Origin of the sequence: Streptomyces sp. NPDC005195 (assembly GCF_040608315.1) — a bacterium.
Classification (GTDB): domain Bacteria; phylum Actinomycetota; class Actinomycetes; order Streptomycetales; family Streptomycetaceae; genus Streptomyces; species Streptomyces kaempferi.
Map to the genome: position 1 here is coordinate 244,804 of NZ_JBEXHZ010000006.1, position 15,735 is coordinate 260,538.

The 15,735-nt window shown below is 69.4% G+C and carries 11 protein-coding genes and 1 pseudogene; 3 read left to right on the forward strand and 9 right to left on the reverse strand.

The genetic code is table 11. From position 1 onward, the window contains the following. Positions 1-2: 2 nt before the first annotated feature. The 5 genes from ABZV34_RS10495 to ABZV34_RS10515 are packed head-to-tail and all read right to left on the reverse strand — an operon-like array spanning position 3 to position 6,079. Positions 3-356 carry a DoxX family protein gene (locus tag ABZV34_RS10495; protein ID WP_356273262.1) on the reverse strand — a complete coding sequence of 118 codons (354 nt, stop codon included), beginning with the start codon at positions 354-356 and terminating at the stop codon, positions 3-5. Beyond that, complete coding sequence (locus ABZV34_RS10500) at positions 353-2,383, reverse strand: acetoacetate--CoA ligase (RefSeq protein ID WP_356273264.1); 2,031 nt, start codon at positions 2,381-2,383, stop codon at positions 353-355. Before ABZV34_RS10500 ends, ABZV34_RS10495 begins: the two co-directional genes overlap by 4 nt. Next, positions 2,380-4,002, reverse strand: a complete 1,623-nt coding sequence (locus tag ABZV34_RS10505) for a bifunctional 3-(3-hydroxy-phenyl)propionate/3-hydroxycinnamic acid hydroxylase (RefSeq protein WP_356273266.1) — start codon at positions 4,000-4,002, stop codon at positions 2,380-2,382. Before ABZV34_RS10505 ends, ABZV34_RS10500 begins: the two co-directional genes overlap by 4 nt. Continuing rightward, the gene (locus ABZV34_RS10510) at positions 3,999-4,937 is read right to left on the reverse strand and encodes a fumarylacetoacetate hydrolase family protein (RefSeq protein WP_356273268.1); all 939 of its coding nucleotides are present in this window, start codon (positions 4,935-4,937) and stop codon (positions 3,999-4,001) included. The genes ABZV34_RS10505 and ABZV34_RS10510 overlap by 4 nt, the downstream gene beginning before the upstream one ends. Next, the gene (locus ABZV34_RS10515; protein WP_356273270.1) at positions 4,934-6,079 is read right to left on the reverse strand and encodes a VOC family protein; all 1,146 of its coding nucleotides are present in this window, start codon (positions 6,077-6,079) and stop codon (positions 4,934-4,936) included. Before ABZV34_RS10515 ends, ABZV34_RS10510 begins: the two co-directional genes overlap by 4 nt. 138 nt (positions 6,080-6,217) lie before the next feature. Between ABZV34_RS10515 and ABZV34_RS10520 the strand changes: the two genes are divergently transcribed. Then, positions 6,218-6,853 (forward strand): TetR/AcrR family transcriptional regulator, encoded by a 636-nt coding sequence (locus ABZV34_RS10520; protein ID WP_356273272.1) that lies wholly within the window; start codon positions 6,218-6,220, stop codon positions 6,851-6,853. Here the strand turns inward: ABZV34_RS10520 and ABZV34_RS10525 are convergent. From ABZV34_RS10525 to ABZV34_RS10535, 3 genes and pseudogenes are all read right to left on the reverse strand, one after another. Further along, positions 6,822-7,235 (reverse strand): TetR family transcriptional regulator, encoded by a 414-nt coding sequence (locus ABZV34_RS10525; protein ID WP_356273274.1) that lies wholly within the window; start codon positions 7,233-7,235, stop codon positions 6,822-6,824. The genes ABZV34_RS10520 and ABZV34_RS10525 overlap by 32 nt on opposite strands. Before the next feature lie 37 nt (positions 7,236-7,272). Further along, positions 7,273-8,321: pseudogene (locus ABZV34_RS10530) on the reverse strand (zinc-binding dehydrogenase). Between the two features lie 162 nt (positions 8,322-8,483). Beyond that, entirely contained in the window at positions 8,484-11,705 is a 3,222-nt protein-coding gene (locus ABZV34_RS10535) for a cytochrome P450 (protein ID WP_356273276.1), read from the reverse strand. Positions 11,706-11,951: 246 nt separating this feature from the next. Here ABZV34_RS10535 and ABZV34_RS10540 point away from each other — a divergent pair, with 246 nt between their 5' ends. Beyond that, positions 11,952-12,584 carry a TetR family transcriptional regulator gene (locus ABZV34_RS10540; protein WP_356273278.1) on the forward strand — a complete coding sequence of 211 codons (633 nt, stop codon included), beginning with the start codon at positions 11,952-11,954 and terminating at the stop codon, positions 12,582-12,584. Positions 12,585-13,340: 756 nt separating this feature from the next. On the opposite strand, the gene ABZV34_RS10545 is transcribed toward ABZV34_RS10540, so the two are convergent. Next, positions 13,341-14,414 carry a medium chain dehydrogenase/reductase family protein gene (locus ABZV34_RS10545; protein WP_356273280.1) on the reverse strand — a complete coding sequence of 358 codons (1,074 nt, stop codon included), beginning with the start codon at positions 14,412-14,414 and terminating at the stop codon, positions 13,341-13,343. Positions 14,415-14,521: 107 nt separating this feature from the next. On the opposite strand from ABZV34_RS10545, the gene ABZV34_RS10550 reads away from it, so the two are divergent. After that, positions 14,522-15,220, forward strand: a complete 699-nt coding sequence (locus ABZV34_RS10550; protein ID WP_356273282.1) for a TetR/AcrR family transcriptional regulator — start codon at positions 14,522-14,524, stop codon at positions 15,218-15,220. Positions 15,221-15,735 lie beyond the last annotated feature (515 nt).

Genomic DNA, 15,735 nt, shown 5'->3' on the forward strand with positions numbered 1-15,735 from the left:
CGTCACGAGCCCACATCGGCAAGGAGCACGAGATACCAGGCGACCAGTGCGGCGCACACCATCGCGGGGACGAGTCTGGGCAGCCGGTCTCCCTTGCGCGCGTGCGTGGTCACAGCACCGGCGAGCAACAGCAGCAGGCCGAGGCCGGCCAGTCCTCCGGAGACAGGTAGGACCGGGCCGAGGGCCACGCCGACGGCGCCCGCCAGCTCCAGCGCACCGATCACCCGGTAGGAGGCGGTGGTGAAGCCGGCATGGGCGGCCAGCTCGGGCATCGGGCCGAGCCCCATGATCTTTGCCACCCCCAGCACGGTGAAGATCAGCACGATCGGACAGGCCAGGGCCGCGGAGAGGCTCATGAGGCGTCCTTGACGGTGTGCGGTTGACGGGCCTGACGGCGTTCGGTTCCCAGGTCGGCGAAGTAGGCGACGAGGTCCGGGTTGTCGACCGCGGAGGGATCGAGGACCTGCTCGGCAGGGGCGCCCTGGAGGAGGCGCTTGACGGGGACCTCGAGTCTCTTGCCTGTCCTGGTGTGCGGGATGGCCGGAACGGCGAGGATCTCGTCGGGGACGTGGCGGGGCGAGGCGCCGGTGCGGATGGCGTCGCGGATCCTCTCGCGCAGCGCGTCGTCCAGCGTGACACCGGGAGCGGGAACGACGAACAGGGGCATCCAGTAGCCGCCGTCGGGTTCCTCCGCGCCAATGACGAGAGCCTCGGTGATCTCGGGGAGGCGTTCGACGACGTCGTGGATGTCGGCACTGCCCAGGCGCACGCCGTTGCGGTTGAGAGTGGCGTCGGAACGGCCGTGGACGATCACCGAGCCGTGGGAGGTGAGGGTGATCCAGTCACCGTGCCGCCACACGCCCGGGTAGGCGGTGAAGTAGGCGTCGCGGTAGCGGCTGCCGTCCGGGTCGTTCCAGAAGTACAGCGGCATGGACGGCATCGGGCGGGTGACGACCAGTTCGCCGACCTGGTCGACGATCGGCCGTCCCGCGCCGTCGTAGGCCGCCAGCGCCACACCGAGGTTGGGGGCGGACACCTCGCCCGCCCAGACGGGGGTCGTGGGGGCGCTGCCGGCGAAGGCGGAGACGACGTCGGTGCCGCCGCTGGTGGAGGCCAGCTGGACGCCCGCGCCCACGTGGTCGCGGACCCAGGGGTAGGCGGAGGCGGGCAGGGCGGCGCCGGTGCTGCCGATGGCCCGGATGGACGACAGGTCGTGCAGGCCGGGCTCGATGCGCAGCTTGGCCATGGCCAGCAGGTACTGGGGGCTGGTGCCGAAGACGGTGACCTTGTGGCGGGCCGCCAGCTCCCAGAGGATGTCCGGGCGCGCCACCGGCGCGGGGCTGCCGTCGTAGGTGCAGGTGGTGGCGCCGGTCAGCAGGGTGGAGACGACCAGGTTCCACATCATCCAGTGGGTGGTGGTGTACCACAGCAGGCGGTCCCCGACGCCCAGGTCGCAGTGCAGGGTGAGGATCTTGAGGTGTTCGAGCAGGACGCCGCCGTGGCCGTGGACGATGCCCTTCGGCAGTCCAGTGGTGCCGGAGGAGAAGACGATCCACAGCGGGTGGTCGAACGCCACCGGGGTGATGGTGAGGTGTTCGGTGCGGGTGGCGGCGGCGTCCCAGGGCACTGTCAGATGGGTGTGGGTCTCGGGCCAGGTGAGGCCCAGGTGGTCCACGAGCACCGTGGCCTTCAGGGTGGGCAGGGTTTCGGCCAGTTCGAGGGAGGCGGCACGGCGGTCGTGTGTGGTGCCGTTGAAGAGGTAGCCGTCCGCTGTGATGAGCACCGTGGGTTCGAGCTGGGCGAAGCGGTCGGCGGCGGCTTTGGGCCCGTAGTCCTGGCCGCACACCGACCACACCGCGCCGAGGCTGACGGTGGCGAGGAAGGTGATGATGGCGTGAGGGGTGTTGGGCAGGTAGCCGACCACCCGGTCGCCATGTGTGACGCCCAGGTCGCGCAGGGTGGCGGCGACTGAGGCGACCTGGGCGCGGAGCTGTCGGCCCGTGATCTCGTAGCCGGCTCCGGTCTCGTCCAGTGCGGTGATCGCGGGGGCGTCCGGGTGCAGGTTGCGCAGTGCGTGGTGGGCATAGTTGAGGGTGGCGCCGGGGAACCAACGGGCGCTGGGCATGGTCTCCTCGGCCAGCACTCGCTCGTACGGAGTGGCAGCGTCGATGTCGAAGTATGCCCACACTGCCGCCCAGAACCTCTCCAGGTCGGTGACGGACCAGTGGTGCAGGGACTGGTAGCCGGTGAAGTCCTGGATCTCTTCGGCGCCCTGGTGCCGGGCGGCCCAGCGGGCGAAGTCCGCGACGCGGCTGCCGGCGGCCGCCTCCGGGTCGGGCGGCAGGAACGGCTGCGGATGCGGCGTGGGGCGCTGGGTGGTCATGGTGTGGTGCTCCTTGGCGGGGGGACGGGCCGGGCATCGGTGGTACGGCGGGCCGTGTGGAGCAGGGAGGCCCAGGATGTGGGGTCCGGGAAGTGGCCGGTGCCGGCGGGGACGGTGTCCATCACGACGCGATCGGGGCGGAGCAGGGCGGCGTCGGCCCGGCCGCGTGCCAGCCAGGCGGCCAGCGTGCCGTCGTCCTCCAGGTCGTCGAGGTGGATCGTGGCGGCGTGAAGTGCCGTGGCCACGGCCGTCATGTGCGGGGTGGGCGGCACAGTGGTCAGGAGGGCGAAGGAGTCTCCGAGGACGTCGTCCAGGCGCATTTGCCTGCCGTTGACGAGCACCCAGGGCTGTGGGCAGAAGGTGCCGGTCAGCCGGCGGCCGATGAGCCCGCGGCGGCGCCGTACGAGCGGGCCGGCGGTCAGCGCGGGGCTGAGGTCGCGGCTCACCGCCGAGGCCACGCCTGGGACACGGCACGCAGCACCGACGACGGTCCGGCGGAGTGCCGCGCCGCGGTCCTGCCCACCGGTCATGGCCCAGCCCATGGCCACCGCGAGCCGGATCACGTAACGGGCGTGCGGTTTACGCTCGCGCTCGTAGGTGTCCAACAGTGCTTCCTCTGCGCCCTGTTGGAGAACGCGGGCGAGCTTCCAGGTGAGGTTGCGGGCGTCGCGCAGGCCCGCGCACAGCCCCTGACCGATGAAGGGCGGCGTGAGGTGCGCCGCGTCACCCAGCAGGAACACGCGTCCCCGGCGCCACCGGTCGGCAAGGCGGGCCCGGAAGGTGTACTGCGCCTGCCGGATTACCTCGAAGTCGTCACCCCACGAGGCGTCGGACGGCAGGTCCACCCAGGGGGCGACCAGCTCGCGCAGGCGCTTCAGCCCTCCCGGTCCGTCCAGGACCTCGTCGTCAGCCAGGCGGAACTCCCAGCGGTAGCGGTCCTCGCCGAGGCGCATGAAGGTGGCGGGCTGGGTGGGGCAGCAGATCTGGTCGACACCTTCCCAGGTCCGCACCGGGCGGCTGGTGCGGACGTCGATCACCCGCCAGCTCTCCTCGAAGTGCAGGTCCTCCCATACGGCGCCGATGGCCTTGCGGGTGAGGCTGCCGGCGCCGTCGCAGCCGAGGACCGCACCGGCCCAGACATGCTCGTCCTCGTCGCTGCCGTCGCGGCGGAAGGTGACCCGGACCGGAGCCGCCCCGTCGGTGTTCTGCGTGACGGACACGACCTCGACCCCGCCCCACAGCTCGCACTCCGGGCTGCGGGCCAGAGCGTCGTGCAGCAGATGCTCCAGGTCCGGCTGGTCGAACATGCTGGTCTGGGGGAAGCCGTGATGTCCGTGCTGGGAGCGGGTGAATTCGGCGATCATGCGGTGCCGGGCGTCCAGCAGCCGCAGCCCACGCGCCGGCCGGGCGAGGGCGGCGAATTCCTCGTGAATGCCGACACTCTGCAGGATCCGGCGCACCTCGTCGTCGACGACGACGGCACGTGGCAGGGGGTAGACGTCCTGGTGGCGTTCCAGGACGAGGCTGGGCACCCCGTGCCGGGCCAGCAGGAGGGCGGCCGTGACTCCCACGGGTCCTGCGCCGATGATGACCACCGGTCTGCGGGATGCGGCGCTCACGTCGCGTCCGCCACAGCGGTCCGCTGCTCGCCCAGGTCGATGTGCCCGTCGGGGGTGGCGATGGTGGCGGTGACGAGGTCGCCGTTGCGCAGGTATCGGGGGTTCTTGGCCTGGCCGTTGAAGAACGCCTTCCATTTCAGTGCGGGCGGCAGCAGGGCGGCGATCTTCTCGACCGGTTTGGGCGGGGCCTTGAGGGCGGTACCTCCGGGTGTGCCGGTGAGCAGCAGGTCGCCGGGGTCGAGGGTCTGGAAGCGGGCGAGCAGGGTGAGTGCCTGTGCCGGCCGGACGATCATGTCGGCGAGGGTGCGGTCCTGGCGCGGCACGCCGTTGACGTTCAGCCGCAGCCGCAGGTCGATCAGGCGGGCGAAGTCGTCGGGCTCCAGCAGGGCCAGGTACGGCCCGGTGGGCGTGAAGGTCGGGTAGGACTTGCTCTCGTAGAACTGGGTCTTGGTCAGCTGGACATCGCGGGCGCTGACGTCGTTGGTGAGGACGAGTCCGGCGACATACGAAGGCAGGTCCCGCTCCTCCACGACGGTGCCCACCGGCAGGGGTGCGCCCATGACGAGGCCGAGTTCCACCTCGTAGTCGAGAAACCGCACGTGCGCCGGGCGGACGATCGTCTCGTGCGGGCCGCTGACCGAGCCGGACGCCTTGCGGAAGAAGGTGGGCGGGATGTCGCCGGTGAATCCCGAATCCTTGGCGTGACTGCGGTAGTTGACCATCTGGGCGACCACCCGGCACGGAGTGGTGACCGGGGGCAATGTCACCAGGTCGGCGACGGGCGTCCCGCTTTCGCCGGAGGAACTGGCCTCCCGCACGGCGGCCCGGTCGGCGAGCAGATCGGCGGTGGTCTCCGCCCTGGTCTCGATGCGGACGGCGCGGTCGTCCCGGACGGCCCACCAGCCGTCGGGGGTGCGCAGAACGTTGGTGCTCATGAGCTCATCGCTTTCATCAGGCCCAGCAGGCGCGCGGGGTCGAGTTCGTTGTCGCCGCGCAAGGCCGTCATGACCTCGCGGAGCTTGGCCGGAGACGGGTTGGTGCCAAGGAAGTCGCGGGTGACGGGCGGGCCCCACTGGGCCAGGCCGCCGGCCGACATCGGTGCCCATCCGGGTTCGAGGTCGCAGGAGAACAGGTCGCCGTCGGCGAAGTGCTCCAGCATGAAGCGGTCGGGGTCACGCCAGTAGTCGAAGAGCTGGCTGCCCTGGATGTGCCGGCCGATGCCCCAGCTGCGCCGGTAGCCGCGCTCGGCCAGGTACTCCCCGCCGGCGGCGATCGCGTCGAGGTCGGTCACCTGGTAGGCGGAGTGGACGTAGCCGGTGCCCGGCCCCAGGTGCAGGGCGAGGGTGTGGTGGTCCACGGGCGTGCCGCCCTGGTCGCAGCGGATGAAGGCCATTGTCGGCCCGCGCTCGCGCTGCCCGTCCAGGAACAGGAAGTCGGACACGATCAGCCCGAGGGTGTCCAGGTACCAGTCCAGGGTGCGGGTGAACGTCCGTGTCTCCAGCACCACATGGCCCAGGCGCTGGATGCGGGACGGCTCCCGGGGCGGGCGCTGTGTGGTGTTCGTACGGCGGGGTTCGGTGCCGGTGTTGAGGGTCAGCGGCGGCTGTTCGGGCAGCGCCGGCAGCGGTTCGGCGCAGTGCACCACCCGGACCGGGAGGCCCGAGGGATCGAACAGGGCGACGGACCGTCCGCCGCCGGGGACGTCGATGTCCCGGACGGTGTGTCCGACGGCAGCGGCCAGCCGGTCCACATCGGCCCGCTCGGCCGCGCGGAACGCCGGTCCGAGGAAGCGGGAGGCGCTCCCGCGCCGGATGACCATGCAGGGCGAGCCTGCGAACGTGCCGCGCAGCCACAGCTCGTGCTGGGTGCGGGCGGCGATCGTGAGGCCGAAGTCCCGGGCGAACACCTCGGCCTGGTCCAGGTCCGGCTTCTCGAACTCCAGCCAGGCCAGGTCCGCCACCTTGATCACGGGATTGCGGGCTCGTCCGGGGTGTTCTTCACGCAGAGCGCCCTGCTCACTGTGGAGGTCTTGGTGGGGCGTCAGAGGACCGCCCTTGTTGACGGGGATGTGGGACATGGTGTTCTCCAAGCAACACTGCCGTAATGAGGAAATCATCAACTCTGCTGTTTCTCGTCGTCAATAGGCGCAGCCCAAATAATTGATGATCTCATCAGTAATGGCAGAGTCATCGTCGCGGTGGTTACACTGGGCCGCATGCCGACGTCAGCCCTGCCCAAGAACCGCTTTGAGCGGCGCCGCGCCGAGACCCGTCAGGCGCTCGTCCGCGCGGCCCGGCAGATCCTCGCGGAGACCGGGGACACCAGCGCCAGCATCCAGGCCATCGCCGAACGCGCGGACGTCGGTTTCGGATCCTTCTACAACCACTTCGAGTCGAAGACCGAGCTGTTCGACGCCGCGGTGACGGACGCCTTGGAGGAGTTCGGGCAGGTCATCGACGCGCGTGTGGAAGGCATCGACGACCCGGCCGAGCTGGTCGCGGCCGGATTCCGGCTCACCGCCCGGATGGCGGACTCCCATCCGGAACTGATGCGGATCCTGCGTGACCGCGGCCTGTCCCACATCCACTCCGACAGCGGCCTGTCCCCGAGGGCCCTGCGCGATCTGGAGATCGGTATCGCGTCGGGCCGTTTTACCTGCGGCAACGCGACCACCGCCCTGTCCGCGCTGGGCGGCACCCTGCTGTCCCTCGTGGCTCTCCGGCTGGACCGCCCGGACCTGGACGGCGACGGGGCCGCCTCCGACCTGGCCGAGATGGTCCTGCGCATGCTCGGCCTCGCTGCGGACGACGCACATGAGGTCACCCGGCGCCGGCTGCCCGAACCCGCCTGACAACGTCCTGCACCTGCACCTGGAGCGCAGCCGGCTGTGCTGCTACGCCGGCGGCGACCAGGAACGCGGTGGCCGCGGAACGCCTGCCGGAGTCCACGGTTGCTTCCTGCGCCAGCTCGGCGACCAGAACATACCGGCTCGGGAAGTGTCCGTAGAGGGTGCGCCGGGCGAAACCGGCTGCCTGGGCGATGCTGTCGAGGCTCGCGTCGGGTCCTGCCGCAGTTTCTGCCGGGCGGCCGCGAGGATGCGTCGGTGGTTGGAGTGAGCATCCTTGCGTCGCGGAGCGCGGCCCGGGGCGGTGGTCGTCTGCATGGTTCTGTCTCTCCACGGTTGCCGGAAACCGTGGGCGCCGGTGCTCCCTCACGCACCGGCGCCCACTCACCCCTGCCCGACGTGGCTTGATGTCCTGCTGACAGGCGTCAGGGGACGAGGATGAGGCGAATGGGGTCGCCGATCTTGTTCTCCAGACGGCTGACCGCGCTGGCCGCGTCCGCCAGCGAGATGTGGTCCGTGATGGAGGGAGCCAGGTCGAGGCGGCCTGCCGCGGTCAGCCGCACCAGCTCGGAGACCGACTCGGGGCTGCCGCCGTAGTGACCGCGGACCTGCTTGCACAGGTAGTTGAAGGTCAGGCCCTCGGTGATGGTGAGCGGCCTGGGAGTGATGCCCACCAGGATGAGGGAGCCGCCCAGGCCGAGCACGGAGGCGGCCTGCTCGCGGACGGCGGGTACGCCGGCGCAGTCGAAGGCGAAGTCCAGGCCCCGTCCCTCGGTGGCCGCGCGGACCTGGTCGGCGAAGTCGGGGGCGGCCGGGTCCAGGGCGTAGTCCGCACCGAAGGCCAGGGCACGCTCACGGGCGGTGGGCAGCGGGTCGACAGCGATGATCGGCGCGGCGCCGACCAGGCGGGCGAGGCGTACGGTGTGGGCGCCGACTCCGCCCACGCCCCATACGCCGACGGACTGGGCGGGACGGACGCCCGCGGTGGTGACGACGGCGGCGTAGGGGGTGGAGACCGCGTCGGGGATGATCGCTGCCTGGTCGAAGGGCAGGCTGTCCGGGATGGGGATGAGCGTGTCCTCGCGGGCGATCACGTACTCGGCCCAGCCACCGTCGTAGTCGATGCCGGCGGTGAGCATCTGGGTGCAGGGGCGGCGGCGCACGCATCCGGCGCACGTACCGCAGGTCTTGCCGGCGCCTCCAGGGTGACGCGGGTGCCGACGGCCAGACCGCGCTTGAGGTCGGGGCCGAGGGTGTGGACCACACCGGCGACCTCGTGGCCCACGGTGACCGTGTCGGAGGTGGCGAACAGTGGCACGAGCGAGCCGTCGATCAGGTGGACGTCCGAGAGGCAGACGCCCGCGGCCTTCACCTCGATGAGGACCTCACCCGGACCCGGCACGGGGATGTGCACTTCCTCCACGGCGAACTTCTTGCTGTCCAGGTGGAAGCGTCCGGCGAGCATGGTGTCCATGACGATCTGCTTTCTGTGAGCGGCACCGCCCGGTGGTTCGGGACATGGGCGCCGAATGGTGTCTGAATGGCTTGTGGTGGTCAGGAGGCGTACGCCAGGTAGCGGGGGTTGCCGCACGCCTCCTGGCGGCTGCGGGTCGCATGCCGGGACGGCGTGCGACGGTCAGGCGAAGACGTCCTGCTGGTAGCGCTCTTCGGCCTCGAGCTGGGCGAGCCATCGCTGGGCGGTCTCGTCGTCGCTGCCGGTCCTCTGGCGGTGGATGGCGGCCAGTGCCTCGCGGACGGCGGGTGCCATACGGCGGCCGTCACCGCAGACGTAGATGTACGCGCCGTCCTCGATGGCCTGCCACACCTTGTCGGCAGCGCCCGCGATGGCGTTCTGCACGAACCGGGCAGGGTGACCGGTCACCGCGGAGAAGGCGGTGTGGATCTGGGCGATCCCGGCCTGCTCCCAGTCCTGCATCTCCTGGCGGTAGAAGTAGTCGTGCTCCGGGTGGCGGCAGCCGACGAAGACCTGTGACAGGCCGACCTGCGTGCCGTTGGCGTGCTGCGAGGCCCGTTCCTCCAGGAACCCGCGCAGCGGCGCGATGCCGGTGCCGGGACCGATGAGGATCAGCGGCGTGGCGGGGTCGGCGGGCGGGGCGAACGTCGGGGAGGGCACACGGACGTAGCCGTACACGACGTCCCCGGGCTCAAGGCCCGCGATGTAGGAGGAGCAGGTGCCGCGGTACTGGCCGTCGCCGGACAGGGCCGGGCCCTCCAGCAGGCCGACGGTCAGGCGCACGTGGCGCGGGTTGGCCGACGGGGCGGAGGAGATGGAGTAGAACCGCGGACGAATCGGCCCCGTCATCTCCAGGAGGACCGCCAGCGGCAGCTCGACCGCGGGGAAGCGCTCCAGCAGGCCCAGCACCGAGACCCGCTTGCCAAGAATTTCCAGCTGGTAGCGCTCCTCGGCCTCTTGCGTGTCGGCGGTGTACGCCTGGAGCTGCGGCCGGGTCCAGGGGCAGTCGGTGTACTCGGCCAGGGTGTGGATCTGGGAGCGGGTGGCCACGTCCTGCAGTTCCAGGAACTCGGTGAGCAGGATGCCTGCGGTGACCGGGGTGCCTACCGGCAGGTGCGTGCGGCCACCGGCCGGCTGGTCGAGCCGGAGCACCTGGCCGTACTCGACGTCGAGGCGCCGCAGTGCGCGCTCCACCAGGGGGAGTTCGTTCTTGGCGAAGACGGCCAGGTGGTTGCCGGTGCCGTAGGTGACGCCGTCGGGCAGCTCGACGGTGATGGACTTCGCGGACGGGCGCGGCGGCTCGATGCTGAAGTCCCACAGGCCGGTCGCGTCGGCCACGAGTTCCTCGTTGGCCACCACCGTGAGCGGGTACGCCTGCGCGGAGACGATGGCCGGGCGCACGTCGGACTCGGTGAGCAGCCGGACCTGGTAGCGCGGGCCGCTCGCCTCGGAGGTGTCGGCGGCGTACTCCTCGGCCAGGGTGGCCCACAGGGTGCCCATCCAGCGGGTGGCCATGCCGTCGAAGTCACCGGCGGCGTCCGCGATGCCGCGCTCGACGACCGGGGTGGCGCCGGCGGCCAGCAGGCCCTCCTCGATCCGCTTGGGGAATGCCTGGTAGGTAGCCACCCACTGGGTGTTGCCGGCTCCCAGCAGCGCGAACCGCACATCGGACAGCGAGCCCTCGGGCAGTCCGGCGGTGAGCAGGTCGTCGAAGCGCTGGGCGTTGTCGGGCGCCTTGCCGTTGTAGCTGGCGGCCACGACGGCGAGAAGGCCCTCGGTGGGCAGGTTGTCACCGAGCTCGTCCAGGCTCACCAGTGTGGTGCCGAAGCCGGAGCGCTCACCGCGGTCGGCGATGGTGCGCGCCAGATCCTCGCAGGAGCCGAGGCTGGAGGCGTAGGCGACAGTGAGGCTGACGCCGACGCCGCTGACCGAGGCCGGCGCCTGCGTGTCGTCGGTCTGCAGGTCCGCGGCACTGAAGACGGTCCGCTCGTGTTCCTGCCGGCGACGGACGATCAGCTCGAAGTTGCCGGGCTTGCGCGTCAGCGCCTCCCGCACGTCCATCTTGTAGTCGCTGGTGTCGGAGAGTTTGAACTTCTGCAGCACCAGCGCCAGGGCCAGGCGGGCCTCGGTGAGCGCGAACTGGCGGCCGATGCAGGCACGCACGCCGTTGCCGAACGGCTTGTATGCGTGCGGGTGCTGCTGGGCCCGCTTCTCCGGCAGCCACCGGTCGATGTCGAACTCGTCCGGACGCTCCCAGGCCTTGGGGTGGGTGTGCAGCGGGCCCTCAAGAATGTTGACCCGTGTGCCTTTCTTGAGCATGTAGCGGCCGCCGATGACGGTGTCCTGCAGCGGGGCCTTGCCGAACGCCGGGATCGGAGCCCACAGGCGCAGGGTCTCGTCCAGGACCCGCGGGATGACGTCCAGCTGCATGATCGTGTCGTAGTCCGGGACGGTGTCGCCGGGCATCAGGCGATCCACCTCGGCATAGGCCTGGGCCAGGACGTGCGGGTTGCGCATCAGCGAGTACGTGGCGAACGACAGCAGACCACTGGTGGTCTCGTGACCGGCGATCAGGAACGTCAGTACCTGGTCGCGGACGTTGTCATCGGCCAGCAGATTGCCGGTCTCCGGGTCCGTGGCCTCCAGCATCAGACCCAGCAGGTCGTCCTCACCGGCGCCCTTCACCTCACGGCGCTCCTTGATCACGCTCTCGACCAGGCCCTGCATCAGCCGGATGTTCTCGCGGTACTTCCGGTCGTCCGCCTTACGGAGCTTGGTCATCATCGGCAGCTCCTGGGAGCGCTGCAGCGACTCCATCAGCGCGCCCAGCAGCGCATTGAGGAAGGGGTGCAGCTCTTCCTTGTCGAAGGACTGGAACCGGTAGCCGAATCCCGACAGCGCGATCGTGTCCAGCGTCAGGCGGGTGTAGTCGTCGGTGATGTTGACCGAGTTCCCCTCGTTGCGCTCCCACTTGCCCGCCAGGTTCTGGGCGATCTCCAGCATCTGCCCGAAGTAGGCCTTCATGGCCCGCTGGCTGAACGCCGGCAGCAGGACACGGTGTGCCATGCCCCATTCCTCTTCGTGCTGGTGGGCGGTGAACAGGCCCGCCCCCGCGAAGTCCCGGACGTGGTGCAGCGGTGTCTTGTCGATCTGCTTGAAGAACCGCGTCTCGTCACAGACCTCGGCCACCAGGTCCGGGTCGTAGACGAAGACCTGCTCGATACCGGCGATGTCCATGCCGTAGATGCCCTCGGGGAACTGCTGGGACAGCTCACCGAAGTACTCCACCGGATTGGCTTTGGGAATCTGCGGCGTGTTGCCGAGGAGGGGGATCCCACGCGGGGACCGGATGGGGCGAAGGTCGTTCGCGGAGTGCGTGGTCATGACTTGCTCCTCTGCGTGGAGGGGGATGGGCTAGGACGCGCTGCACAGGTCGATGCCGTGGCGCCACACAAAAACATACGCTGTATGGATTCCGTACCGTACGGCGTATGGAAAATCGGCGCAACCCCTGACCGTGCAGGTGGGTGCGGTGATTCAGATCATTTCCATACGACGTATGAAACTGGTACCGTACGAGGTATGGAAGAGAAGGTGAAGCGTCCTCCGCGGGGCACGAGGAAGAGAGACGTGCCTCTGACCGAGGCCGGGATCTATGCCGCCGCCCTGCGGCTCATCGACGAGCACGGGGTCGAGGCGCTCACCATGCGCAAACTCGCCACCGTGCTCGATGCGAACCCGATGTCGCTGTACCACCACGTGCCGAACAAGGAAGCTGTGCTGCGCGGCGTGGCGAGAATGGTCGGAGCCCAGTTCCGCACCGTGACGCTCCCTGACGCGCCCTGGCAGGAGCGCATCCGCCTGCTCGCCATGGATTTCCGGACGCTGGCGCACCGTCACCCCGCGCTGATGGCCTACTCGTTCAGTCACCAGCCGGACTTCATCCAGCCCGACGACCCGTTCTGGACCGCGCTCACCATGGTCGTGGCCGCTGCCGGGGTGTCGCAGCACCAGGTCCCGGAGACAGCCGCTCTCATGGTCGCCGTCGTCGTCGGTGTCCTCGGCGCCGAACTCAACGGCTCGCTCCAGCAGTGGGCGAGCCTCAAGCCCCCCGGCGAGGCTTTCGGCGTGGACGAGGCCACGGACGCAGACCGGGCAGGCCCTGATCAGGACCACATGTTCCGGCTGGTGATCGACACACTCATCACCGGCCTGGAGGGCCGGCTCGCCGCCGGTCGCACAGGCCAGGGTCCCGGCCGCTGAGTCCCTGATCCCGAAGCGTTGCGGCCTGGGCACGCCCATGGCCGGGCGAGTCCAGGCCGCAACGCGCCGTGACGCACGAGGAGCACCTCATCCCCTCCGGGAAGACCGTGCCGATGCGGCTTCTGCGGCCCCTGCGGGCACCCGATGCGTTGCGGCTGGGCCGGGCGACCGACCTGTGGCCCAGGGCAGCGCTCAGTGTCCTCGTGGCGACGGCCGTGCCGAGTCTGATCCTGCTGGCCGCCGGCCGAGCCGACTCGTGGTGTACACCATCGGCGGATCCACGTGCGCGCTTTACGGGCACAGCCTGCCCTACGCCGCCCGCGCCCTGGCCGCTGCCATGCCCGGTATGGCCGCGAGCAGCGGGGTGGGACTGGCGACCGCCGCGGCTACGGACAGCACGGTGGTTCGGGTCGCCGTGGTGGCAGTCCTCGCCGCTGCGCACAAGCTCGTGTGCGAGGCCACCCGGATCGGCCCTCCAGGCAACGTCGTCTTCGCATTCGCCGCCGCGGGCTGCGCCTTCTCTCCGCTGCGTTTCACCGGCATCCCCGGCCATCTCGGGCTGACACCCTCGCCGACGGCGTGTTCGCCTGGCCGGTGGCTCGAGCCACGGTATTTGATGTTCGTTGGAAGGTGGTCTCGAAGGCGATCGGAGGCCGCTGGCCGAAGCGGGAATGCCGGCGTCGGATGTTGTAGCGGTACAGCCAGTGGCGGCTGTCGATTCGCGCTCGCTCGTTCGACCAGTGGTCCTGGGGGAGGTCAGGGCGCGAGGATGATTTTGCCGAGGTTGGTGCGGCCGGAGGATTCGGCGAGTTCCATGGCTGTGGCCACCTCGTTCAGCGGAAAGCGTGCGGCGATTTTCGCGGTGAGTACGCCGTCGTGCAACAGGCCGAAGATGTGCGTGAGGTCAGTACGCACCCGCGTCCGGAACGCTTCGCGCTTGGCCGAGTCCGGCTTTCCGGCGCCGGCCCAGATGTCGTAGAAGGTTGCGTGTTTGCGCGTGGGCAGGTAGTTCCAGAACACCAGCTTGGCCAGCAGTGGCAGGAAGTCGAGCAGCAAGGGCCTGGTGTCGTCGAGCTTGGCCGCGATGCTGTAGGAGACCAGCGTGCCGGTGCGGTTGAGCAGTCGGTAGGAGAGAGTCACGCTTGCGCCGCCGAGGTGGTCGAACACGGCGTCCACACCGTCTGGGGCCAGTTCCCGGACGCGGGCGGCCAGGTCGGGATCCCGGTAGTCGATCGGCTCCACACCCAGCGCGCGCAGCGGCTTGTGATGGTGCGGGTTGGCTGTGCCGATCACGCGTGCGCCGGCGTCCTTGGCGAGTTGCACCAGGACCGAGCCCACGCCACCAGCGGCGCCCAGGACGAGTACGGTCTGCCCGGCCCGTACTTTTGCACTGCGGTGGAGCATCTGATACGCGGTCAGTCCGTTGACGATCAGTGTCTCCGCCTCGTCGGGGCCGATCGCGTCGGGTACTTCCACCAGGTCGGCGGCGGTCAGCAGGGCAGCAGTGGTCCAGGCGCCGGTTTTGGTCAGCGCGGCGACCCGTCGGCCGACCAGCGCATGGTCGACTCCGGGGCCGACTGCCTCGACGACGCCGACGAGATCGTAGCCGGGCACGAAGGGGAACGGGGGCTGGCCGTAGTAGCGGCCCCGGCTCATTGCCCTCTCAGCGAACGACACAGCGGTCGACTCGACGCGCACCAGGGCCTGGCCGGCAGCAGGCGCGGGGAGTACACGCCGTACCAGCCGCAGGCCGGAGGGTTCGACCTTGCCCGCCAGCACCACTTCGGTGACGGTCCCGGTGGCCTCAGCAGCTGCGTCACTCTCGGACATGTTCGACTCCTCAGGCCTGCGCGATTGCCAGTCACTTAGTTAATGGTCGTAACAATGCACTGACCCATCGCACTACGTCAATCCGTAAGGTCAGTTACGATGTGACAATGGCTGAGGAGGCGCAGACAGTGAGCAGGCGTGCGCGCCTGAGGGCCCAGACGTTCCAGGAGATCGAGGACGAGTCGTTCGCGATCATCGATGTGGGTGGCGTACACGCGCTGTCGATCGCGGCGCTGGCCCGCAGGATGGCAATGTCCGCGCCGGCTGTCTACCGCTATTTTCCGTCCCGGGACGCGCTCGTGGCGCACCTAACGATGCAGTCATATCAGCAGCTCGCGACGGCGATGACCCAGGCCGTGGCGGACGACCGAGGCGCACCGCGTGTGCAAGTGGGGCGGCTGGTCCTCGCATACCGCAACTGGGCGCTACACCACCGGCGGCGCTACGGCATGCTGTTCGGCGAACGACCCGACAACGCAACCGGCGACGTCGCCACCCAGACCCCGCTCGACAAGGCGATGGCCCTGCTCATCGACCTGCTGGTCGGTCTCGAGGACCCGGCACCCGCCGAAGTCGCCAGCGATGACCAGACACTGGACGGCCAGTTGCGACTGTGGGCCCACGCGCAGGAACGGTCCGGCACCACGCCACACACCGCCCGCGCCGCCATCCTGCTCTGGACGCGAGTTCACGGCATTGTGAGTCTCGAACTCACAGGCATCTTCGCCAACCACACCATCGACGCACAACGCCTCATCGACCTGGAGATCGACAACGCCGTCCAATCACTGCGCTCGAGCAGTTGATACCAAACCCGCCCGGCGCGGGCGTGCAAAATCAGTCACCGAGCTTGCCCTGCTTTTCAAGCGGGTCGGATCTGATCATTCGTAGGATCGGGGAAGCCGGGAGGTTCCAGGTATAGCCGTGAGCTTGTCGCCGCTTGACGGCTCAAAGAACTTGGCCACCCGGAGCCCCGCGACAACTCGACCGCTAATTGTTGCGGCTCTCTGGCGGGGGCTGGTCCGGAAATCGTCCGGATCTTGGTCCGTATCGGCTTGCGCAACTTGCTGCTGCTCGGCGGGACATTCTCGGACGCGTGGTGATCAGCAGTGCGATGAGCTGGATTCCGCCGGCGACCTCCCCCGTTTGCCGAGCGCGGCCGTCGGGTTCAGCCCGGATCCACCGGATTGATGCCTGTGGATAGTTTCTCCGGAAACGAGGAAGTACCTTGTGACCTGCGATGATGGGGTTTCTCTAGGACCACATCAGGCACGATCGGCAAGGCACTTCCGAGATGCAATCCTCCCATGCCGCGGCGGCG